The 25,221-nt window shown below is 45.9% G+C and carries 15 protein-coding genes; 7 read left to right on the top strand and 8 right to left on the bottom strand.

Annotated elements, in window-relative coordinates; all coding sequences use genetic code 11:
* On the bottom strand, positions 1 to 220 hold a 220-nt coding region (locus tag QZ735_RS17785; RefSeq protein WP_294251377.1), incomplete at its 3' end, for a GxxExxY protein.
* 754 nt (positions 221 to 974) lie between these two features.
* On the opposite strand from QZ735_RS17785, the gene QZ735_RS17780 reads away from it, so the two are divergent.
* From QZ735_RS17780 to QZ735_RS17750, 7 genes are all read left to right on the top strand, one after another.
* Complete coding sequence (locus QZ735_RS17780; protein WP_294251372.1) at positions 975 to 2,375, top strand: glycoside hydrolase family 28 protein; 1,401 nt, start codon at positions 975 to 977, stop codon at positions 2,373 to 2,375.
* 28 nt (positions 2,376 to 2,403) lie between these two features.
* Positions 2,404 to 5,985: a DUF4450 domain-containing protein gene (locus tag QZ735_RS17775; RefSeq protein ID WP_294251368.1), complete on the top strand. Its 3,582-nt coding sequence runs from the start codon at positions 2,404 to 2,406 to the stop codon at positions 5,983 to 5,985.
* Between the two features lie 315 nt (positions 5,986 to 6,300).
* A complete protein-coding gene (locus QZ735_RS17770) occupies positions 6,301 to 8,436 on the top strand; it encodes a hypothetical protein (protein WP_294251365.1) in 2,136 nt (711 codons plus the stop codon).
* A gap of 391 nt (positions 8,437 to 8,827) precedes the next feature.
* Entirely contained in the window at positions 8,828 to 9,874 is a 1,047-nt protein-coding gene (locus QZ735_RS17765) for a GntR family transcriptional regulator (RefSeq protein ID WP_294251363.1), read from the top strand.
* A gap of 69 nt (positions 9,875 to 9,943) precedes the next feature.
* Positions 9,944 to 10,387, top strand: a complete 444-nt coding sequence (locus tag QZ735_RS17760) for a nuclear transport factor 2 family protein (protein WP_294251361.1) — start codon at positions 9,944 to 9,946, stop codon at positions 10,385 to 10,387.
* 517 nt (positions 10,388 to 10,904) lie between these two features.
* Positions 10,905 to 11,174 (top strand): hypothetical protein, encoded by a 270-nt coding sequence (locus tag QZ735_RS17755; RefSeq protein ID WP_294251358.1) that lies wholly within the window; start codon positions 10,905 to 10,907, stop codon positions 11,172 to 11,174.
* A 448-nt stretch (positions 11,175 to 11,622) separates the two neighbouring features.
* Positions 11,623 to 11,760 (top strand): hypothetical protein, encoded by a 138-nt coding sequence (locus QZ735_RS17750; protein ID WP_294251355.1) that lies wholly within the window; start codon positions 11,623 to 11,625, stop codon positions 11,758 to 11,760.
* Between the two features lie 1,076 nt (positions 11,761 to 12,836).
* Here the strand turns inward: QZ735_RS17750 and QZ735_RS17745 are convergent.
* The 7 genes from QZ735_RS17745 to QZ735_RS17715 form a co-directional block, all read right to left on the bottom strand.
* Positions 12,837 to 13,985 carry an alpha-hydroxy acid oxidase gene (locus QZ735_RS17745; protein WP_294251352.1) on the bottom strand — a complete coding sequence of 383 codons (1,149 nt, stop codon included), beginning with the start codon at positions 13,983 to 13,985 and terminating at the stop codon, positions 12,837 to 12,839.
* Positions 13,986 to 13,989: 4 nt separating this feature from the next.
* Positions 13,990 to 15,378, bottom strand: coding sequence for an FGGY family carbohydrate kinase (locus QZ735_RS17740; RefSeq protein ID WP_294251349.1), 1,389 nt, complete (start codon positions 15,376 to 15,378; stop codon positions 13,990 to 13,992).
* 402 nt (positions 15,379 to 15,780) lie between these two features.
* The gene (locus tag QZ735_RS17735; protein WP_294251346.1) at positions 15,781 to 17,061 is read right to left on the bottom strand and encodes a TIM barrel protein; all 1,281 of its coding nucleotides are present in this window, start codon (positions 17,059 to 17,061) and stop codon (positions 15,781 to 15,783) included.
* 102 nt (positions 17,062 to 17,163) lie between these two features.
* Entirely contained in the window at positions 17,164 to 19,266 is a 2,103-nt protein-coding gene (locus tag QZ735_RS17730) for a bifunctional aldolase/short-chain dehydrogenase (protein ID WP_294251344.1), read from the bottom strand.
* Between the two features lie 194 nt (positions 19,267 to 19,460).
* The gene (locus QZ735_RS17725) at positions 19,461 to 21,530 is read right to left on the bottom strand and encodes a RagB/SusD family nutrient uptake outer membrane protein (protein ID WP_294251342.1); all 2,070 of its coding nucleotides are present in this window, start codon (positions 21,528 to 21,530) and stop codon (positions 19,461 to 19,463) included.
* A gap of 19 nt (positions 21,531 to 21,549) precedes the next feature.
* Positions 21,550 to 24,591: a TonB-dependent receptor gene (locus QZ735_RS17720; RefSeq protein ID WP_294251340.1), complete on the bottom strand. Its 3,042-nt coding sequence runs from the start codon at positions 24,589 to 24,591 to the stop codon at positions 21,550 to 21,552.
* A gap of 349 nt (positions 24,592 to 24,940) precedes the next feature.
* On the bottom strand, positions 24,941 to 25,221 hold a 281-nt coding region (locus tag QZ735_RS17715), incomplete at its 5' end, for an L-rhamnose/proton symporter RhaT (RefSeq protein ID WP_294251337.1).

Genomic DNA, 25,221 nt, shown 5'->3' with positions numbered 1-25,221 from the left:
ATTTATTTTCTACGATCATATCCAGCTTGAAAGCATTCTCAATAATTAGTTCTTTATATACAATAGGAACATTTTTCTGTCTTTCCACAGAATACCCTGCTTTGGTGAGATCATGAAATAAACATTCCTCATACACATGTTCAAATAGGCCGGATCCGAGCCTTCTATGAATATTCAATCCTATTTCAAAGACTACTTTTGATAATTCATTTTCTGTCATTTTGTGGTATTTTTTTATCAAATATAACAAAAGTAAAACATTGATTGAAACGGGTATTGAATTTTAGCGGTTCAACATTTTATCCCTTATAAAATCCTCGCGCCTTATACCCCATGAAGCATGCAAAAACTTTCGCGCCCTTGCGTGTTTCCAATACCGCATCACAATACTTACATTACATCTGAAAACAAGATTGTTGGAAATCGCAAAGTCGCGAAGATAAATCACTCATAGCGTGGTATAAGACGCAAAGAATTTGGCAAAGCCAAATTTTAATACCGCTGAATAACTGTTTACACGCTCCGATATCAAATGACAATATGCGGCATCCAATTTTATCTTCGATAAAATCTTTGCGTCTTATACCCCACAAAGCAGGCAAAACCCTTCGCGCCCTTGCGTTTTTCCAATACTACAGCAGATGTCAAAATCTAAACTAAAGCAATTTACGATATAACAACTCATAGAATCTCTGATTTTCACGATTATGTGCTTTACATATACTCAAAGCTTGAGTTTAAAATCATATGTGCCTTATATAGTAAAAGCTTTTATGATTTTAATTTCGCCGAAAATATGGTCTCCTGTTCAATAGGATTACTGCAAATACGATACACAACCGATTACATTATTCTTATTTTTACAGAAATGTAAAATTACAGACAGTGCAGGATAATTTTTACTTCCGGTTCTCTTAGATTGCACTGAATAAATAACAACCGTATCTTATAATCAGACAAAATCTGCCAGCCCTATGAAAAAGTTGATCCCGCTTCTTGTTTTCCTGCTCACCGTTCCAATGACGGCCCAATATAAACCGTGGACCTCCGCAAAACAGCCGTTGCAGGAAATCAAGGTATTGAAAAAACAGATCAGGAAACCCAAATTCAGAAAAGCGGATTACCTGGTTACCGACTTCGGCGCAGTGGGCGACGGAAAGACCAAAAACACAGAGGCCTTCAGGAAAGCCATTGAAAAATGCAGCGCGGAAGGCGGCGGAAGAGTGATTGTTCCGAACGGAACTTTTCTTACCGGTGCTGTTTATCTACAGTCCAATGTTAATCTGCATCTGACAGAAGGCTCCACGATTCTCTTCAGCCGGGACAGCAGCGACTACCCTATCTTATTGACCCGTTGGGAAGGAATGGAATGCATGAATTATTCAGCCCTGATCTATGCGTATGAAGAAGAAAATATTGCGGTTACCGGAAAAGGAACACTGGACGGAAATGCCGATAATGACCATTGGTGGTTCTGGTGCGGCGCCGCCAAATACGGATACAACGAGTCACGGCCCGGAAGGCAGAACCCGGCCCGGGCAAAACTTCATGAATATATGGCAGAACGGAGACCTGCCCGCGAAAGAATCTTCGGTGACGGCCATTACCTGCGGCCGAATTTCGTCCAGCCTTACAAATCGAAAAATTTTTATATGGCTGATGTGCTGGTAAAGAATTCCCCGATGTGGAACCTGAATCCGGTGCTGTGCGAAAATGTACTGATCGAAAGGGTGAAAGTGATCAGCCACGGTCCGAATAACGACGGTTTCGATCCTGAAGCCTGCAAAAATGTATGGATCAGGGATTCCTATTTTGATACGGGAGACGACTGTATTGCCATCAAATCCGGAAGGGACGAAGACGGAAGAGACATCGGAAAAGCTGCCGAAAACCACATCATTGAAAACTGTGAGATGAAAGACGGCCATGGCGGCGTGGTCATCGGAAGCGAGATTGCAGGCGGCGCAAAGAATATCTATGCCGTCGGAAATGTAATGGACAGCAAGAATCTTGACCGTGCCTTGAGAATCAAAACCAGTTCCAGCCGCGGCGGAATCATCGAAAACGTATTTTTCTACAATACCAAAGTGGGCGCTTATAAGGAAGCTGCTGTCCGTTTCAATATGCATTATGAAAAGCCCGGAAACCATATTCCGACCATGAGAAATATCTGGGTGGAAAATCTGACGGTTGACAAAGGCGGAAAATATGCTGTATTCTCGGATGCCTACGAATCTTCACCGGTAACAGATTTCACGATGATCAATGCCAAAATGGTAGGTGTGCAGATTCCTTACAAAGTGGATTACATGAAAAATGTAACGTTGAAAAATGTCAGTGTTAACGGACAGCCTTTAACTGAATTGAAGCCTTAGCATGCAAAGGAAAACCCTATTTGCCGGAATGATTGTTTTATCGGCACTCTCCTATCCGTATGCCCAATCGAAACACTGGCAGAATAATGTGCGTGAACTGCATTATAAGGAAGATAAAGGTGACTTTTTACGGGTCAACGGAAAATACCGTTTCAACCGGGCACTGTATGGCGACAGCCGCGCTTCCCGAGTGGAAGCGGGTGATTTACCGGAATTTGCACTGTATCTTCCGGGAATGGGCGGAAACCTCCAGTTTGTTATTGAGAACGGACATTCAATCAAAAAACTCATACATGCAGAAAAGATTGAAACCCGTTACCGGCCGGGCTCTATGCGGTACGAAATCAAGGATCCGGTCCTGGGAAACGGAATCTTGAAACTGATTGTATTGGCCCAGGCAAAAGAAGAAGGTTTGATCGTGAAGATGGAAACGGTAAATGTGGATCCTTCCGCAAAAATCTATGCCGTTTACGGCGGTGCCAGCGGGACGACGTTCAGCAGAAACGGCGACATCGGTGCAGACCCCGAATCCGGCTTCTACCTGCTGCCTGAGTATTGTCTGGATAACAAATTCCAAATCAGCAAAAATCAATTCACCCTCAGTTATGTAAACAGGAAAAAAGAGAACCAGGCGGTCAGCGGAAGTTTTTCAAATGTTGATTCGTTACAGCAAACCGACGCCCGGACACTGGAAAAACTTTCAGCGTTCACCCAAAATAAAACGGAGAACGCTCCTGTCATTTATGCTTCGTACTCTTCACAACATCAACCGGTTTATATCCAGGTTGCCAAAGGAAAATCAGGTAAAAACTTTTCGGATGAAGAATTGAAAAATATATTTGATGAAGCCGAAAAAGCCCGTTTAACCTTAACGGATAGAATTCAGCTGAAAACTCCGGATGCAGATTTAAATAATTTCGGAGCCAATTTAGCCGTTGCAGCAGACGCAATATGGGAAAGTCCGACTTTCCTTCACGGAGCGGTTGCCTGGAGAATGCGACTGAATGCATGGCGCGGTGCGTATGCAGGAGACGCCCTGAACTGGCACGACCGGGCGAAAGAACATTTTGAAAGTTACGCTAATTCGCAGGTGTTGAAACCCAACGCGGGACCTGTGGAAATGGATACCCTGCGTCATCTTGCCCGTCACGAAGAGAAAATGGGAACTTCCGTCTTTTCCAGCGGGTATATTTCCAGGAACCCGGATGACAACACAAAACCACACCATTACGATATGAATCTGGTGTTTTTTGACCAGCTGTTCTCGCATTTTAACTATACGGGGGACCAGGAATTCCTGAAGAAAATGTGGCCTGCGATGGTACGCCATATGGATTGGGAAAAACGGAATTTCAGGCGCGGCGATCTGTATGATGCATATGCAGCCATCTGGGCGAGTGATGCACTGCAGTATTCCGGCGGAAAAGTGACGCACACTTCGGCCTATCATTACAGAGCCAACCGGGAAATGGCGAAGCTGGCAAAAATGATCGGCGAAAATCCGAAATCTTATGAACAGGAGGCCGGAGCGATCCTGAAGGCAATGAAAAACGAGCTTTGGATAAAGGACAAAGGCTATTTTTCTGAATTTAAGGATGCTTCAGGAAATCAAATCGTTCATGACAAGCCGGGAATCTGGTCGATCTACCACGTTTCGGACGCGTTTATTCTGAATGAATTTGAGGATTATCAGAACTTGCAATACATTACCAATCACACGCCCAAAATTCCGATTACGGTAAAAGGTGCGGCTCATAAAGACTATTTTACGTTAGCAACTACCAACTGGCAGCCTTACGACTGGTCGATCAACAACGTGGCACTGGCGGAAAACCTGCAGGCTGCGCTGGCTTACTGGCAGGCCGGAAGAAAGGAAGAAGCCTATAAGCTCTGGAAAGGAAACCTGATGGAGAGCATGTATTACGGGATCAGCCCGGGAAATTTTGAGCAGCTTTCCCATTACGATGCTTTCCGCGGTGAATTGTATCGTGATTTTGCCGATCCGATCGGTGTTGCTGCAAGAACTTTGACCGAAGGGCTTTTTGGCGTCTACCCGAATTTAATGGAAAATAAAATCATCATCAAACCAGGTTTTCCGAAAGACTGGAATGCGGCAGAATTGAAACTGCCTGATTGGGACTATCAATTGAGAAGAACTTCGAAGAAAACTGAATATTTGTTTACTTCAAAATATCAGCATCCTGTGGCGTTGGAAATGCAGATCCCTGTGAATAATTATACTATTAAATCGGTGAAAGTGAATGGTAAAAATGTGGATTGGAAAGTGAAACCCAATTCTATTGTACAGCCGGTTATCCAGTTTGAAACCCTGAAAGGAAAAAATTTCAACATTGAAATCAATGAGTCCGGAGACGAAATTAAAAACGAACAGACGGATTTCACTACTTATATTTCTGAAAATCTTCAGTTAAATTTCGACTCGAAAAAGAAAATACAACAGGTTTACGATCCGCAAGGGCTCATTAAAAAACCCTCTTTCCCGGAAAGGTGGATTCTACCAAAGGGAGAAAACAGGGTAATTGACCCAAAGTTCAGCTTGGTTCAGGAAGAAAGAAAAGGAACTTTTTTCGTCCAGGTTGAGCAAAACGGGACCGCCTGGTGGCAACCGGTAAATGTGGATATCCGTTTTCCGCTGGAAACAAAGTGGGTGAATAAAAAATTACAGATTCAGTCCCGGTTATCCCATACAGTTGATGTCAAACTGACTGTTAATGGCTTACATAAAACATTCAGCATCCGGAAAAATAAAAATACATCAATTGAAATTCCTGAACATTATCTAACCAAAGGAACCAACTCCATCGGCCTGGAATATAATGGAATCCAGCAGACTATTGAAATCACCGACTGGGAAATTGAAAATAAGGGCCGGTTCGATCCCATTTCATTATCTTCAGAATACAATGAAAAAGTAACGGAGATTTTCAGTCAGAAATACCTTTCCCCCAGACCGCAAGTCCCTACGCTGCAGCTCCCGTGGCAGGGCATCGGAAACTGGTGTTACCCGCTGATCAGCGCTCAGATTGATGACAGCGGATTGATGAACAAGAGGAAAAACGACAAAGTAGACCTCCTCGGAATTCCTTTTTTAATTGATGGAACAGATAAAAACATAGCCTTTACGAGCCAGTGGGACAACTTTCCGGATTCGGTAGAAATCCCTGTAAGCGGAAAAGGCAAGAAAATCTATTTTCTGATGGCCGGTTCCACCAATCCGATGCAGTCGCAGATCGTAAACGGAAAAATTACAGTGCGGTATACGGACGGTTCAGTTTCGGAACTGGAATTAAAAAACCCAATCAATTGGTGGCCGGTTGAGCAGGACCTGTTTGATGACAATTTTGCTTTTGAGATTCCGGATGACAAAATCCCGTACCGGGTAAAGCTGAAGACCGGTGAGGTATACAGAGGCGGTACATTGAGCAGATATTCAAGCATCACAGGGTTTACCGACCGGCAGGTAGACGGCGGTGCGGCTATCATCCTGGATTTACCGATTGACCCTGATAAAGAATTAAAATCTGTAAAATTAACGGCGGTTAGCAACGATGTCGTCATCGGAATGATGAGTGCAACCGTTTTGAAATAGAATTTACGATCAATAGGGACGGGCTTTAGCCCTAAAATAAAATGGATTGCAAAAAAAATTAATTTAGATTTTGGCTAAAATTAATGACTATTTACCATTGATAGAATGGACTGAAGCCCGTTCCTGTTGATAACTATTCGAAAATAACAATCGAAATGAATGTTGTTCTATTGTAAGACGGAAGATGCCGCAGCCCGACTTGAACGAAGCTCTTTTTGCAGGAAAGTACAAAGAACAAAAACGCGGAGGCAGAAAGCGAAAAACTGCCCAAATAAAATAGAATTATATAATTTTTATGATCTGAATTAAAGAAAAATGAAGAAAATTACAATATACCTGAGTCTTTTCTGCGTTGGATTTTCGTCCCTGAACGCCCAGAAAATTGACCGTAAAAAAGTCGTCCGGCGGCATAATATTGTCAATACCAGGGCAGATACACTGTCTACTTTGACGGTGGGCAACGGCAAATTCGCCTATACGGTCGACATCACCGGCATGCAGTCGTTCCCGGAATACTATAAAAACGGTGTTTCTCTCGGAACCCAGTCTGAATGGGGATGGAACAGCTTTCCGAATACGGAAGACTATAAATTTGAAGAGACGTTAAAACCTTACGATTTCAACAACGACGGCCGGAAAGCATTGTACAGTGTCCAGATCAAGGAACCGGAGCGCAATAAAAAGGCGGTTGAGTATTTCAGGGTCAATCAGCATCGTCTGCAATTAGGGAATATAGGAATTGAACTGATAAAAAAGAACGGACAAAAAGCCCGTGTTTCAGATTTACAGAATATCAACCAGACCATTGATCTGTGGACAGGGATTATCACGAGTGATTTTTCGCTGGAAGGAATTCCTGTAAAAGTACAGACAGCTTCTTTCCAGCATTCAGATAAAATCGGGATTAAAATTGAATCGGATTTAATTAAGCAGAAAAGGCTGAACATTTTTGCCAGATATCCTTATCCGAGCGGGCAGTTTCTGGATGAAGCGGCTTTTTACGGAAATGCAGACCAGCATTTGACAAAACTCATTTCATCCAATGCTACGCAGGGACTGATTGAACACAGATTGCAGGCTGCCGATTATTTTACGCAGCTGTATTTCACCGATGGAAAGCTGAGGGAAGCGGGAAAACATGATTTCGTCTATGAGCCTTCTTCCAAAAACAAAACGGCGGAACTGACCGTGGAATTTTCAGCGAAGCAAAAAACAACTTCCAAAAGCCTGTATGCCGATGCCGAAAAAGAAAGCATTTCCGGCTGGCAAAATTTCTGGGAAAGCGGTGCTGCCGTGGATTTTGAAGGGAGTACCGATAAAAGGGCAAACGAACTGGAACGCCGCATTGTGCTGTCCGAATATCTCACCAAAGTGCAGTGCGGAGGAAACAATCCGCCTCAGGAAACCGGTCTCACCTTCAACAGCTGGTACGGAAAGCCGCACACCGAAATGCATTGGTGGCACGGTGTCCATTTTGCCCTGTGGGGAAGGCCGGAAATCCTGGAAAAGCAGCTGGACTATTACTTCCGGTCGTTTGAAAAAGCAAAACAGCTGGCCGGAAGACAAGGCTACAAAGGTGTCCGCTGGATCAAAATGTCGGATAACGATGGCAACGAAAGCCCGTCTTCCGTAGCCGCTTTCCTGATCTGGGAACAGCCGCACCTGATCTACATGACCGAGCTTTTGTATCGCCATAACAAAGACCGAAAAGTGCTGGAAAAATATAAAAACCTGGTATATGCAACAGCCGAATTCATGGCAGACTTTGCCACTTACGATAAAGAAAAAAACCGTTATAACCTGGGGAAAGGCGTAATCCCCGCCCAGGAAGTTTTCCCGGCAAAAGATACGTATAATCCAACTTATGAATTAGCCTACTGGGACTGGGCACTGAAGGTGGCGCAGCAATGGAAAGAACGACTGGGCGAACCGAGAGACCAGAAGTGGGACGACGTCATTAGCAGGCTGGCTCCGCTTCCGGTTCAGGATGGGGTCTATTTATCGACGGAATCAGCGAAAGACTCTTTTACGTTTCCGAAGTGGATGACCGACCACCCTGCCGTTCTCGGAGCGCTGGGCTTGGTGCCGGAATCGCCGAAACTGGATAAGAAAATCATGAAAAATACGCTGGACATCGTCTGGGACAGATGGAACTGGGGCCATACCTGGGGCTGGGATTTCCCGATGACGGCCATGAATGCCGCAAGACTGGGATTTCCGGATAAAGCACTGGATGCCCTGTTTATGGATATCCGGACCAATACCTACTTAAAGAACGGCCACAATTTCCAGGACGAACGACTCAGAATCTATCTGCCCGGCAACGGCGGCATCCTGACAACGGTTGCCATGATGCTGGAGGGCTGGGATGCTTCCACCGGACAGTTCCCGGGATTCCCGAAAGACGGCTCCTGGAAGATCAGGGCGGAAGGCTTTGAAAAAATGCCGTAATCATTTCATATTCATATATACTGTAAGTCTGTTCCGAAAGGGGCAGGCTTTTTTGATTCGCGTTTTAGAATTCAAAATTCAAGGTTACCTTTCTTGCCTATTTAATATGAGGCTTTTTCCGGGATTCACGCAAGGTCGAGATGTAAGAGAAGGCCATGTCTTTTAGTACTCCCGTTTGTTATTTTTATGATTTCACAGATGAATCCGGTAATTCGTAAAATGTAAACACTTTTCAGCTCTATAACATATACCAATGAAAATCAACCCATTAAAACCATTTTGAAATTTAAACATGACAATAATCAGTTATTCTAAAAATTTGTATCTTGTCTGAACCGTTTAGTTAATTTAAAGCAGTTCCAACGCTGCATCACCTTCTTTCCTGAAAATCATGGCAGAAACTTTTGAAATCGACATCAATGAGCACTCCAGAGTTCCGAAATACAAGCAGATCGTAGATTCTATCCTGAACGGAATCGACAGCGGAGAAATAAAAATCGGGGAAAAGATTCCTTCCATCAATGAACTCAGCGAATCCTGTTTCCTGTCCAGGGATACGGTGGAAAAAGCGTACAAAGAGCTCAGGAAGCGGCAGATCATTGAATCTGTAAAGGGAAAAGGCTATTATATTTCCCGCATCAATAAGAATGACAGCATCAATATCTTTTTCCTCATCAACAAACCGAGCACCTACAAAATGATGATCTACAATTATTTTGTAAACGCCATCGGTACCAAAGGCAATGTGGAGATGTACATTTACCATTGCGACGAAACCCTGTTCATCAATGCATTGGAAAAAAACCTCGGTGGTTTTGACTATTATGTCGTCATGCCTCACTTCCGCGACGGCCAGTCCAAGCATACCAGCTCCACGAAAGAAGTCATCGACATCATTGAAAAGATACCGAAAAACAAACTCCTGATGCTGGACAATACGAAGCCGGATATTTCCGGGGATTATGGCTCGATCTATCAGGATTTTGAGAATGACATCTACCATGCCCTGGAAGAAGGCCTCGACAAAATACGTAAATATGAGAAACTCATTCTGGTATACCCCGATAAGTCCATCCATCCCTACCCTTTCCGCATCGTCCGCGGTTTCGAGAATTTCTGCCGTGATTTTAAGCTGGATTATGAAATCCTGGATGAAATCTATCCCGATATGGAACTGCAGGACCGCGATATCTTCATTACCATCCGGGAACGCGACCTGGTAAACCTGGTGAAACAGATCCGGCAGAAAAACCTGAAGCTGGGCGAAGACATCGGCATCATTTCCTATAATGAGACCCCGCTGAAAGAATTGCTGGGCATCACCGTCATCACCACCGACTTCAAGGCCATGGGAGAATCCGCCGCCTACATGATCCTGAAAAACAAGCGGGAATCGGTAAACAATGTCTTCAAATTCATCCAGCGGGAATCACTTTGAAATTATTTTATCAGATACAAATGCAATCGATTGCGCAATCATTAAATCAATTAACTAAATTAAATCCTCATGATTAAAAAATTAATACTGGCCTCCGGTTTCCTGATGGTCCTTACCGTTTCCGGACAGAAGAAAAATGACATCCAGACCGTTACCGATGCTGCCGAAAAGCTGAGGCTGGCCATGATCAGCGGTGAAAAATCCGCACTGGAATCCCTGATCCTTCCGGAGCTTACCTACGGGCATTCAGGTGGCCATGTGGACGATGCTAAAGAATTCGTCGATAAACTGGCCAGCAAAAAATCAGATTTCTTAACCATCGATATTACCAGCCAGACCGTGAATATTGTCGGAACCACGGCCATTGTCCGCCATCATCTGTATGCCACCACCGCTGATATGGGCAAAGCCCCCGGCGATGTGACGCTGGATATCCTGCTGGTCTGGGCCAAAGTGAAAAACGACTGGAAACTGCTGGCGCGGCAGGCGGTGAAAGCGGAGAAAAAGAAGTAGGTTTAAGCACAGGCAGGAGAATGAATGCGAGCTACCGTAAGTATAACAGGAAGTGTATAACAGTTTTTTCCATTCATACAGCATACTAACCTGGCTGACAGGATAAGAGACTGCAGATACCATAGCCGTCCAGGAATAGGAAAGACCGAAACTTAGTAAGATTTATCAGTAAATTCACCCTCTCGCAGATGATCAGGATAAAATGCAATACAATCTGCTGGATCCGCATAATCTGCGAGTCTGTTTAAAAAAAATAAAGACCTAAAGATGATATGGGAATAAAATTATCATTCTGAATCCTGTTATCATGGCTGTCCGTATACCCGGATTTTTTTTGAGATCCGGAAATTATAATGGATTCATTTATAAACGTACGGTCTGAATTGAGTATATTTATAAAGTTATTAAAGTCAACCATGCGGATACTCTATTTTATACTTACAGCTCTCCTCTTTTCTTTTTTCGCCAAAGGACAAAAAAATTTCCCTTCGATGAAAAATTATTACGGCAGCTGATAATGGATTATAATAATGATACCATCTTTCCTGTTTATAAAAAAGGCAGTTTCGTATACATCAATATAAAAACAAAGGACAGCCTTTTTAATAAAAGATTTACGGAAGCCTATCCATTTATAAAAAATTCAGCTTTAGTCTTCGATAAACAGACAAATTCCTACAATATTGTTGACAGGGAAGGAAATTACAGGTTTGAACAGGGAATGCTTAAAGGCCTGTCGGAAACACACCATCCCCTGAAATCCGTTGTCCGCTTTGTAACCTTTTAAAATAACAGACAGCAGACCTTTTTATATAATCTGTATGAAAGTAAAGTAACGGGTGAATATGTAAAACCCAATATCTGCGCAGAGGCCGTAGCGCCCCCCCAAATCGACAGAATGGCCAATGGAAAATACAGGCTGTTTTTGCCGGAGGGAAAGCAAGTTGTTTTTGATGAAATAAAAGCTGTACATCACGCCTGTTTATAGTAAAAAGCAAAGGATACTATGGAGCCATTGACACGCTGTAACAGGAAAAGTTGTATTGCCTGTTGAATATGATGATTATGCCGAAATCGATACTTCGCAAATAGTAGCATTAAAAAAGAAAGGCATCTGGTATTACTACGGTTTTCAGCTTTTTAAAAGCAAACACCTTTTTCATCATTATTTTGTCCAGGATAGCTTTGACAAGAGGTTTGGTATTTTCAGAGACGATAAAAACAAATCAAATATCATGTTCAAAGATAAATCCTTACTGCCCAGGGGATTTGACCGGATTTCAGAAAATGGGATTCTTGCCAATGATACCGAAGGTTACTATTTCATCCCTTTCAATTCAAAAAACATTGTGGTGTACTATCAGAATCAGTAAAGGCTTAGCCTGAAATAATCCTGTCACCATGAAGGTTTTGACTGTTGTCTGTAAACTTGTTGCGTTCTGCACTTTAACCCATAACTCTATTATCTGCTTCCCCCTGAAAAGCTGGTATGATGTCTTCAGCAAATGAAAAATTGCCTGTCCGGAATTATTGAAAGCCACTGCCTGTTGCGTCGGTTTCGCTATGATAAGTTTTGGCTAAAACCGGTCCGTGCCGGTTGTAAATAAAGCGGGTTAAAACCCGCTTCTATCAAATGATAATTTATTAATTGACGTTTACGGCGAAGGAAAAAGTACATGTCCGGAATTATTGAAATCCATTGTCCGCTGCATCAGTTTCGCTATGATAAGTTTTGGCTAAAGCCGGTCCGTCCCGGTTATAAATAAAGCGGGTTAAAACCCGCTTCTATTAAATGATAACTTATTAATTGACGTTTACGGCGAAGAAAAAATTACACGTCCGGAATTATTGAAAGCCACTGCCCGTTGCGTCGGTTTCGCTATGATAAGTTTTGGGCAAAGCCGGTCCGTGCCGGTTATAAATAAAGCGGGTTAAAACCCGCTTCTATTAAATGATAACTTATTAATTGACGTTGACGGCGAAGAAAAAATTACACGTCCGTAATTATTGAAAGCCACTGCCCGTTGCGCCGGTTTCGCTATGATAAGTTTTGGCTAAAGCCGGTCCGTGCCGGTTATAAATAAAGCGGGTTAAAACCTGCTTCTATCAAATGATAATTTATTAATTGACGTTTACGGCGAAGGAAAAAGTACATGTCCGGAATTGAAAGCCACTGTCCGCTACATCGGTTTCGCTATGATACGTTTTGGCTAAAGCCCATCCGTGCCGGTTATAAATAAAGCGGGCTAAAACCAACTTCCATGGCATGATCATTTGTCTGTAAAATATAAACGACAATTTTTGCGGAGAAAATCATAATTTGCTCGTGTTGATTAATAAAATCAATGTCCTCAGCTTTATGAGAAAATACGCCTTAGATTATTTGTTAATCTTATGATTCTGAATCCATAACTCATAACTCATCACTCATCACTCACCCCTCTCTTCCTTATTTTACCCTGAAAAGCTGCAGATCCTCCGGCTTTTCGCAGCACACCTGCTCCATCACCTGACGGAACTGCATCTTCAGCATCTCGATGATGTGGTTGCCGCCTTCGTCGCCCAGCGCGCCTACGGCATACATAAAGGTACGGCCCATAAAGGTAAACTCGGCACCGCAGCTGATGGCCCGCGCAACATCCGGACCGGTTCTTATGCCGCTGTCCATCATGATTTTGATTTTGCCTTTGTATTTTTCACTGATTTCCTTTACGACTGCGATGGTGGATTCCCCTGCATCCAGCTGCCTGCCTCCATGGTTGGAAATAATCATCCCGTCGAAACCCAGGCGTACCGCTTCTGCCGCGTCTTCATCGGAAGCTACTCCCTTGATGACGAGCTTGCCTTTCCACTGGTCGCGGATGGCTTTGATGCGGTCCGGGTTCAGCCTGCCTGAAAAGGTGGAATTCATGAACTGCCCCAGCTGTTTTATATTCATGCCTTTATCCATGTATTTCTCCATGGTTTTAAAGGAGGGAATGCCATGCTTCAGCATTTCTGCACACCATTGCGGCCTGGCGAGTGCCTGGGAGATATTCCGGAGATTCAGCTGGGGCGGCATGGCCAGCCCGTTCCGGATTTCCTTGGCGCGGTACCCGAAAGTAGGGACGTCGGCCAGCACCACGAGAACATCGTAACCGGAAGCCTCACAGCGGCTGAGGATATCGTCCCGCAGCCATTCTTCCCTTGGATGATAGAGCTGGTACCAGGCTTTTCCTTCCGTCAGCTCCGCAATTCTTTCAATGCTGCTGGTGGTTACCGTACTCAGGATAAAAGGGATGTTATGTCTGAAAGCGGCTTTGGCAAGGATTTCGGGGGCATTCGGCCACATCAGTCCCTGCAGTCCCACCGGAGAAATCCCGAAAGGTGCGGAATATTTCATCCCGAAGAGTTCCGTTTCCATGCTTGCTTCTGCATAATTGTTGAGATAGCGCGGACGAAGCAGGACTTCCCGGAGCTCGCTGGTGTTGCGGTCGCGGTTGATGTTTTCATTACAGCCGCCGTCCAGGTATTCGAAGGCAAAACGGGGCATTTTTTTTTGGGCTCTTTCAATCAGGGCCTCCAGCGACGGATAGCGGGTATCAAAGGGAAATGACATGGGGTCAGAGATTAAAAATTAAAGGTTGGAGCACTTTCATCCGGTAATGCTGCTGTAAAAAGGTTTCGTCTGTTTTTTTGTTGGAAATCACCATTGAGGCGCCCAAGGCAGACCCTAATGGAGAGTGCGTGGACATCACCCGGTAATGCTGGAAATGATGGGACATCAGTTTCATAAACACATCATTGTCGGTAAATCCGCCGTCGATGTAGATATTCCTGATTTCCGAATTTCCGATGGCATTCTGGATGGTGTGGATCTGCAGGTCCATAAGTTCGATCATCAGCTGGTGATACGCTTCCTCAAAGGTAGCAAAAGAATTCAGATCCGTGGCACTGATGAGCTTCCTTTTGAGCATAATGCCTTCAAAACGGAAGTAGACGGTCTGATGTTCCATCAGCCGGAGATACAGTTCCTGGTCGAAACGTACTTCCCTGTGGAAGCCGTATTCTTTTCCGTAATGGGCGCAGAGCTTCTCCACCTGGATCTTGTATTCATTTCCCATAAAGAAACGGGAAGCCTTTACACGTTTGCCGTCGATGCGCATATAGTTCAGGCAGTTGTTTTCAATATCTTCATCCGAAAGGCTTTCGTCATTGAACGGATTCAGGGAAATGCTCCAGGTACCGGTTGAGAGCAGCAGGAAAGGTTCCTTTTTGCTCAGGATGTAAGGCAGAAGGGCGGAAGAGCTGTCATGAATCCCGACCCCGATTTTTATTTTTTTATTCCGGTAGGAGGTATTGATGCTTGCCGACGTAGGAACAATTGGTGGTAGCAGGGCATCGATCCCTTCTTCATATACCCAGTCGTGGTAACGGTCTTTATCATAGTCCCAGAGGTTGGTATGGCAGCCGATCGAAGTAAATTCCGAAACACAGATCCCGGTGAACAGATAAGACAGGTACTGGGGCAGGTGAAGGCTGTAGCGGATCTTAATGAAGGTTTCCGGATGCCTGTATTTCAGCCAGAACAGCTGTAATCCGGAGTTGAGCATTCCTGCCTGCGGAGAAGCGGTTTCCCTGGCAATTTTCAGTTTACCGCCGTGTTTTTCGTAGAACAGGTCAAGGATTTCCTGATCCATCGGTTTGGTATAGTTGTATAAAGGCGTCAGCACATTCCCCTTCTGGTCAAGGTGTACGAAACTGGCGCCGTACGTAGAGAAATTAATGGCTTTGACTTCAAGGTTTTCATCATCAAGAATGGCGTTGAAGTTGTCTTTGATCCAGTGCTGCAGGGCAGCCAGGTCTTCCGTGGGATAACCGTCTTCGTCCGTTGTCAGCGGCAGTTCCGTGTATTCCCGTACAACCTCCCTGTAATTTTTGTCAAACAGAAAGAATTTTTTATTGGTTTTTCCGATATCGAATACGATGGTTACCTTTTTTTTCTTGGACATTCCTGAGATGAATTAAAATTTATAATTGAATGGTATGAACACGTTTACAAGCATTAGCCCGGCCGGTTGCAGTGTACTGAATATGTTTCTTTAAACAGGAAATTCAATAAGCCCGTTAGTTCTTATGTTCACTGACCTGAACCTTCCCGGCAGATCTTTTTATTGTATAAACGGCCTTTTAGTTTTTTTCTGCTGATAAACCCTCTTTCAGATTTACCGATAACACCATTAAGGAGTGTCCGGATACTGCGGCTGTAAGAAAAATCCACTTATCCTTTCAGGCATTGCTGCCTGCATTCCGTATCACCGGACACTTTCAACCTTAATGATAAAAATATAAGGATACATATAATTACACTTCCGATTGCACCTGGAAGTGAAAACTATCAGGTTATAAAAGGCCTACAAGCCTGTTGCTTTGGCATGAAGGCCTCTTTCCGAGATCAGGGCTTCCCTGACCCTGAGATTCCTGTAGGCTGACACCGGCTCCAGCGCCGCGCCGGTTTTCAGTCTGGCGGCCCGCAGCAACGGACGGACATCCGTGCGGTAGGCGTGCTGCAGGATTTCCTGGGCAAGGACTACATCACCGGCCTGCTGTGCTGCTTTCAGGGACTTCTGGTCTACCAGGAGCGCCTGGGCATAAGCCAGCAGAATCGCCTCAAGGGACTGGATGAGGTCTTCCAGCGGATCCTTGATGTTGTGGCTGGCATCAATCATCCATGCCGGATACGGGTTTTGCGGATTGTTCTCAATTCCGTATACCAGCTCGTTGAAGATCAGGAACAGCGCATAAGGCTTTATAGACCCTACCGTGAGATCGTCGTCCCCGTACTTGCTGTCGTTGAAATGGAATCCGCCGAGTTTTCCCCTGTACATCAGGGTAGCCACAATCTGCTCGATATTGGAATTCGGCAGGTGGTGGCCCAGGTCCACCAGGGTATATACTCTTTCACCGCAGGCATTGGCCAGCATAAAAGAGGTTCCCCAGTCCTGGATGGTGGTGGAATAGAAATTCGGTTCGTAAGGCTTGTATTCAATGAAAAGCTTCCAGTCTTCCGGCATTCCGGCATAGATTTCCTTCAGGCTCTGCTCGGTTCTTGACAAAGCGGTCTGGAAGTTCAGCTGGCCCGGGAAACTGGCACCGTCTGCCAGCCATACGGTAAGGCTTTTGGAACCCAGCTCCTCCCCGATCCGGATGACTTCTTTATTGTGCGCAACGGCATATGCCCTTGAATCCTCATTCACTGCATTCAGAGAACCGAATTTATAGGAATGCGCTGCCCCCGGCTGATCCTGAAAGGTATTGGAGTTCATGGCATCAAAGACAAGTCCGTGCGAAGCGGCTTTCTCTTTGATGGACTGCACATCTGCCGGAATATCCCACGGAATATGAAGTGATACGGCTCCTGCAGAGCCTGTCAGGGCATGGATCAGGCCGATATCATCGAGTTTCTGTTCCAGCGTTGCCGGCTCACCGCCATAGGAGAATCTTCCGAAACGGGTCCCGCCGGCGCCCAGCGCCCAGCTGGGAATAGCCACCTGGAAGTCAGCGATTTTCTTCACGATAGCATCTACATCTATTCCTGACTTCGTTAATTTATTCTGAAGAAAACCGAAGTCTGACTCAAAGTCCCCGAGTTCCCTTTTGTTATACTGTTCAATACTGTCTTTTCCTATGATCATAATTTACTTTTAAAATCCTTTTTTCATAAGTCTTTCCCTTATGTCTTATGGCTGATGATGAGGTATAATGATTACTTTACTGCGTACAACCTCCGTTTACTGTTATCTCGGGAAGGCATTGGCCATTCCGCCGTCTACATTAATGATGTTTCCGGTACTTTTATCAAGGACGGCTACACAGGCAAATACGCCGTTGGCAATATCTTCCGGAAGGATGATTTCGTTCAGCAGGTTCCTTTTGGCATAGAATGCCGGCAGTTCTTCTACGGAAATACCATTGGCTCTGGCGCGGCCTTCCGCCCATTCGCCTTCCCAGATCTTGCTTCCTACAATGACGCCGTCCGGGTTTACCACGTTCACACGGATCTTGCTAGGCGCAAGTTCTGCAGCCAGTAATCTTGTCATGTGCTGCTGGGCCGCTTTAGCCGTTCCGTAAGCCACATTGTTAGGTCCTGCCACCAATCCGTTTTTACTGGCAATATTCACAATATCACCGCCCAGGTTCTGTTTCTTCATGATTTCCGTCCCTGTTTTGGACATCAGGAACTGGCCTTTCACCAATACGTCTTCCAGCAGATCCCAATCCTGCAGCGTGGTCTCTTCCAGCGATTTTGAAATGGCCAGCCCGGCGGAATGGACGATGATGTCTACGCCACCGAAAGCCAGCGTGGCTTCTTTAAATGCTTTTGCTATGGCTTCGTCGCTGGTCACATCACACTGAACGGCAAGGGCCTGGTCTTTATTGTATTTTGCAGTAGCAGATTCCACTGCTCCGGCATTCAGGTCGGTGTATACCACAACGGCACCTTCGGCGATCATTTTATCGGCGATGGCCTGGCCTATTCCGCCTCCGGCTCCGGTAACGATGGCAATTTTTCTGGATAACGGCTTTTCCTTCGGCATTCGCTGCAGCTTGGCTTCTTCCAACAGCCAGTATTCGATGTCGAAAGCCTCCTGTCTCGGCAGCGAGGTATATTCCGAGATAGCTTCTGCACCGCGCATCACATTGATGGCATTCACATAAAACTCGCTGGCTACACGGGTAGTCTGTTTGTCTTTTGAGAAACTGAACATTCCCACACCAGGGTAAATGATGATGACGGGATTCGGATTCCGCATAGCCGGGCTGTCCGGATGTTTGCAGCTTTCGTAATATTCTTTATATTCCTGTCTGTACTGTTCAAAAAGCGGCGTGAGTTTTTCGAGAACCGCTCCTGAATGGGTAAGGTCTTCGTTTTTATCCAGTGTCAGTACCAGAGGCTGAATTTTGGTTCTCAGGAAGTGGTCCGGGCATGATGTTCCCATCGGGGCCAGCCTTTCCAGGTCGTGGCTGTTGATGAACTCCATAACCGTATCGCTATCCGTGAAATGCCCTATCATCCTGTTTTCAGAAGAAGCCAGTCCTCTTAATAACGGCATGATCTGAGCGGCTTTTGTTTTACGGTCTTCAGCAGGGAGCGGTTCCACTTTCTGTCCGCCGAACACTTCGCCTTTTTCTTCTATCTTTTTTGTAATGTATTCCGAGGCGGTCTCAATGACTTCCAGGCTGTTCATGTAACATTCGTATGAAGTGTCGCCCCAGGTAAATAACCCATGGCTTCCCAGCACGATCCCTCTGATTCCGGGATTATCTGCCAGGCATTTTTCCAGCTGCAGGCCTAGATCGAATCCGGGTCTCTGCCATGGTACCCAGCCCATGGTATCGCCCCAGATTTCTCTGGTTACGGCTTCGCTGTCTTTTGCAGCAGCCACGGCAATCAGGGCATCCGGGTGAAGGTGGTCGATATGCTTGAAGGGAAGCAGGCCGTGAAGCGGGGTGTCAATGGAAGGTGCCTTGCTGTCCAGGTCGTAGATACAATGGTTGAAAAGTCCGACCATCCGGTCCTCATCTTCCAGTCCTTCATATACGTTTTTCAGATTTCTCAATCTCCCGGTGTAGAGGCCCGCAATTCCTTTTCGGGTCAGGGTACCGATATCTCCACCCGAGCCTTTTACCCACATCACCTCCACTTCTTCATTGGTCAGCGGATCTTTTTCGATGGTTTTACAGCTGGTATTCCCGCCGCCATAATTGGTAATCCTGAGGTCTGCTCCCAGGATGTTGGAACGGTACAGGAACAAAGCCACCTGGTCGTCGCCCAGAGCAGCTGCTTTTTCCTCATCCCATAAATAGTTTACATATCTGAATGTTTTTACTTTTTCCATTGTTGGTTTTCTGTTTCTAAATTTTACCCAAAATTAGACTGTTATAATTTCTGCGGCATCCCGTACTATACTGCCGGATGCCTTATTTAAAGATCAGTTAATAAACAAATATCAAGTCCTTCATTGGTATCAGAATATAACAGCCTGATCCGGGTTACATGGTTAATATCCTGTGATCTGATGAATTTTATATTTTAATATCCGGGCAGCTGGGTCAGGTTGGGGTTGTCTATCATCGGGTGACCTGCAGAAGCTGCTGCAAAAGGAAGCAGTTCCGTTTTATTGGTCTTGAAACCGAAGAACAGCCCGTCGTTAGCCGATTCGATCCAGGTAGGATACGCCCCGTTGTTTTCTGTAAACCCGAAAGGTTTGGAATACATATTATTTCCCATGCCCAGGGTATTGAATCCTGCTTTGAATCCTACAGCCTTTCTGGCATTCCCGTTGAAAGTGCTGGTATATGCCTGGAACATCTGGGTAGGATACCATTTGTCAGTGGACTGATAGGCAACGCCATGCGCCGTCACAATACCAGCCAGTGTTGCCTGATAAGCTGCGTAGTTTGCCTCATTGGTCGGAACATTCTGGATGGCCGCAATTTCCGCCGGGCTGGTGATATCGATATACGGAAGCGCCAGGAACGGATCTCCGTAGACCTGGGTATTCTTATGGTATTTATACAGCCTGTACAGCGGGATGTTGGTATATTTGCCTGCTCTTCTGGACAGGTCTTTCATATCCTGTCGGGTGGCTTCAATTTCGGTAGTCAGGCTATTGGTCCTGATGAGATCGGTGCGTAGGTTGAATTCACCGGCAAATTCCCATTTCCTTTCCTGCACGATGGCCTTCAGGAAGTCGCTCTGGCTGCCCGGCATCGGCAATGATCCTACGCCGGCTCTTGTACGGACCGCCATCAGTGCGGCATTGGCAGCAGCGGTAGGCCCGTTGTTCAGGTAGTTCTGGGTTTCCGCATACATCAGGAGGACATCGGCGTACCTAAGGATCGGGATATTCATGTTCCTGTCACTGGCCGCCTGGGGTTCAACTCCCCATGAAAGCCTGAATTTACCAGGCATAATGGCAGTATAGGTAGTCCCTACATCCACCCACGTATCACCGGCAAGGCCTGCATCCTGATAAGCAATACTGTAAGAAGTACAGGAAACGTCCCTTCTCGTATCCGCACTATTGAAAGACAGATAATAGGACGGCAGGATAAACTGCTGTGAAGAACGTCCGCCGAATACGCCGCCCCGGGAGCCCGGATGGGCATATACCTGGAAAGCAGAGTTGGTGTTCTGGCCGTAAGAAGCGATATGCCAGAGCATCTCGGAATTTACGGTACCGAAGTTCCTGCGGCAGAAATTGAACCATAATGCTTCAAAACCGCTCTTTCCGCCCTGGCTCTGCACCAGGCTTTTGGTTCCACCGTTGATGACAGCCGCACAGGCGTTGTCCGCAATCTGGTAAAGGTCCCTCACCCTGTTGTTGTCTGACCTGCGCGATACGATGCCGGGATTCGATGTGTTCAGTTCCCAACGCAGGGAATATCCGGCGGCATACATGGCGATTCTCGCCAGAAGGGCATTGATGCCTTCTTTCGACAGTCTTTCCGTAGTCCCGAAACCGCTTTGTGCAAGTGAAGGCACCGTAACGGTTGCTTCCTGCAGATCCGCTACGATCCTGTCATAGATTACATCGCGGGAAGCCCGTTTGGGATAAAAGGTATTGGGATCATCGGGATTCAGGGATTCCAGCGGTTCCCAGACCGCCGGTACATCGCCGTAAATCCGGATCAGGTTATAATAGCAGAAGGCACGGATTGCCTTCACCTCACCGATCAGGGCATCCCGCTTGGGACTGGCCGGCATTTCAGATAATTTGCTGGCCGCAATATTCGTACGTTCGATGACGGCGTACATGGCCGAATAGATTCCGGTTACCGTAAACGGAGTATAGGCATCATAATTATAATTGCCTACATTGTACTTGGAATTATTCAGCGCTTCATTGGAATGCACCACGGTATCACCGGCTCCCAGCTGGTAAAACATTTCCGTTGGTACCAGGCCGCGGTAGCATCCCAGCACAAACATTTCGGCTGTCTGGATATTGTCGAAAACCGTATCTGCACTTGCATTGTTATAAGACGGCTGGTCCAGGAAATCATCGCTGCAGGAATTGGTGGCCATTACGGCAAAAAAGAGAGCGGATACCGCTGCAGTTCTTCTGATAAGCCGGTGCCTGTTGAATATATTTTTCATGTTGAATTCAGTTAAAAGATTAAAAAGTTAAATTGATGCCGAGAACATAGCTTCTCGATCTCGGGAATGTGGAGCTGTCATATCCCGGTGTTACGGCCACACCACTGGCCGCTGAAACTTCCGGATCGTAACCGGAATACCCGGTAATGGTGGCCAGGTTGTTGACGGTAAAATAAATCCTTGCATTGGTTACCATGATGTCTTTCAGGTAATTTTTCGGAAGCGAATAGCCTAAGGTAAGCTGGGCAATCCTCAGATATGAACCATCTTCCACATAATAAGAGGAAGGATAAGTAATGGTTTTGGTATTGGTATCACTTAAGCTCCACAGACGGGATTCCTCATCCGGATTAAGTTCCTTGAGCCTGATGAGATTGTTGGTCTGCTGACCGGTATTGGGATCGATAAGCTGGTAAAAATTGCTTCCGAATTCAGAAGGGACATTCTGGAACAGGGCATACGGGCTGAGGCTGTGTTTCGTTGCATTGTAGACGTCTCCTCCGACACTGAATTTCATAAAGATCGCCATGTCAAAACCTTTGTAGGAAAAGTTATTGCTGATCCCACCGATGAAATCCGGTGTGGCATCACCTATTTTCACCATTTTCCTGGTAAACTGGTCTCCGGCAGCGTTGTCTGCGGCGAATTTGATGTCACCCGGCTTCGGGGTTCCTGTAGCCGGTTTCACTACACCGTCCTTGAGGCTCAGCGTCCCGTTGGCATTCTGGATGAAGTCATTGGTAGTGTAAATACCCTGGTATACGTATCCGTACATCTCACCCAGCTGCTCACCGACTCTTGCATAATAGGTCACCGAACCGGCCCTGTTGCTGCCCACACTGAAAGTCCTGGATTCCTGTCCCTTTTCAAGGGAGAGAACCTTTGATTTGTTCTGTCCGATATTGAGATCGGTGGTCCACCTGAAATTATCAGACCGCAGGTTGATCGTATTCAGGGTGAATTCCATCCCCCGGTTTCTCATATTTCCGATATTCTGGTACTGCCTGGCATAACCGGAAGAAACCGGAAGAACGGCCTGCAGCAGCATTCCGCTGACGTTGTTGTTGTACCATTCGGCGGTCAGTTTGATCCTGTTATTGAATAGCGCAAGATCTGCCCCGATATTGGTGGATTTCAGCTCTTCCCACTTGAGGTTGGGATTACCGAGGTTGGTGCTGGTTACATAAGCCGGTGTTCCCGGTGTATTGTTGATGGGATAATCGGTAATGGAATAGGTCGTGATAAACAGGTTGTTCCCGATATCATTGTTTCCGGTGATCCCGTATTCGAACCTCAGCTTGAAATCGTTGACGATAGCATTGATCTTGGAGTTTTTCCAGAAGTTTTCCTGCGAAGCCCTCCAGGCAGCGGCTACCGAAGGGAAAAGTCCCCATTTGTTGTTTTTTCCAAATTTGGAAGAACCGTCATTCCGTATGGTAGCGGTCAGTAAGTAACGGTCATCATAATTATAGGTCGCCCTCCCGAAATAGGACATCAGGCTGGTACTGCTTCGGTCCACCGATTTTTCCGAAACGGTTGCAGTGCTGATATCATCGAGCCCGAAATTCGGGAACGGAAACCGGATCAGGGTCAGCGCATTGCTTTCCGACTGTGAGTAAACGACCTCCTGACCGATCAGCGCGTTCAGCTTGTGCTTCTCCCCGAAGGAATTGTTATAGGTAACGGTATTGGTAATCTGGTAGCCGTAGGATTCATTATTCCCGATCCTTCCGTTGATTCCCGTGGTGGATGGATCTGTAAGGTATGCCCTTGAATTCTGATCGGAAAAAGCCAGCGCCTTGCTGTTCCTCCAGTTATACTGGCCTGCTGTCCTGAAGGTAAAATTCTTCAGGAAATCAATTTCCAGTCCGGCATTGGCTACGAAATTCCTGGACCTTGTATTGGAAGTGGAGGCATTGGTTTCAATGAAAGGATTCTCGGTATCGTAGCTTGGTTCCAGTGCAGAGAATTCACTGTAGTTCTGTGTATTATACAGCTGATCCAGCGTAAAGCGGGTCCCTCCCGTAATCGGCTGCATCAGGATTTTTTTCATGCCGGAATAGGCACCGCCGCCGTTGAGGGAATTGGAATTGAACACGGAATTGAAGTCTACCCTTATCCCTTTAGACAGCTGGGAATTCACATTCACCCTCAGGGAGTTCCTGGTTTCGCTGTAATTGTTCAGCAGGCCGTCCTGCTTGTTGTAATTGTAGCTTACGAATGCCTGGGTCTTATCCGTTCCTACAGAAAAATTAAAATTATGGTTCTGCGTTACTCCGGTACCGCCTAACATTTTTTCCTGCCAGTCCAGGGTCTGGGCATTGCCGTACCGGTTATTGATCCGGTTGAAGACCCCTGTATAGAAACCGGGCGCGTCGGTAGACAGGTTATCATCAAAAATACTGCTCCACTGCTGGGTACGTCCGGCCAGCTGGGCCAGTTCATACTGGTATTTCACGTAAGATCCCGCATCAGACAGCATGTCCAGTTTCTTCGAAAGTACGTCGAAGGACATGAACGTGTTGTAATTCACGGTAGTCCTGCCTTTCTTTCCGGTTTTTGTCTTGATGACAATAATCCCGTTGGAGCCACGCGCACCGTAGATAGCAATTGCCGAAGCCCCTTTTAAGACATCAATACTTTCAATATCATTAGGATTGATGACATTCAGGGCATTATCCAGCTGAAAACCGTCTACGATGTAGAGCGGCTCGGTTCCCTGGGTAATGGATGCCCCGCCCCGGATGGTTACGTTGGCCCCGGCCCCGGGAGCACCGCCCGCCGTCACGATATTTAATCCGGCCGCTCTTCCCTGCAGGGCCTGCAATGCATTCATGGCCGGGGTTGCCGCCAGTTCTTTAGCCGAAACGGAAGATACCGATCCCGTAAGATCTGATTTCTTCACTTTTCCGTAGCCGATCACCACCACTTCCTCAATTTCCTTTGTATTTACTTTTGCAGTATCAATTGGCGTTTTCTGTGCCCAGAATAAACCTGAGGAGAGAAAAAACGCCGGAAATACGATTCGGGTAATATCCTTGTGTTTAATGATTAAAGACATATGTTAATTTTAATTTACCTTGCTTATTCCGTTACCAAAGTACACCGTTACAAAAATTCCGGCATCCTGCCATATCCTGTACGCTTATCTTCAGCATTTATCCGGATTTATTGCCGATATCCAATATAAAACCTGAAAATGCTGGCGATTTGATGAATCCCTACGATATCCGGCCAGCGATGCATAACCTGCTGCGTGTTACGGTATGCATTTCATTGCTGTTACGGGTGCTTCTTATAAAAAAAGGCAGCTGAAAAATCAGCGCCTTTAAAAGGGCCGGTGAAGGCCCCGAAACTATATGAATGTAATAAAGAAGTACAATTGATAAAAAGCTGCTGCCATGCACGGCTTACCGCAATGAATTTCCGTAGCCTACAATTAAAATGGAAACCAACATCACCGCCATTCCGGCAGTAATGGTGTATACCGTTTTTCTGGAAACGCCTTTCCATTCTTTGATGATGATTCCCCATACATTGGCAATCAGGATAATGAATGCCATATGCAGGATCCATGAACTGGCCCCGTTGCCCATTTTGCTTTCCCCCATTCCGTAAAAAAAGAACTGCAGGAACCACATGGTCCCGGCCAGGGCGCAGAAGATGATGTTTCTGGCCACAGGGATATTTC

Origin of the sequence: uncultured Chryseobacterium sp. (assembly GCF_913776365.1) — a bacterium.
Classification (GTDB): Bacteria; Bacteroidota; Bacteroidia; order Flavobacteriales; family Weeksellaceae; genus Chryseobacterium.
Note: the sequence above shows the minus strand (reverse complement) of the source record. Positions and strands in the feature narration are given on the sequence as shown.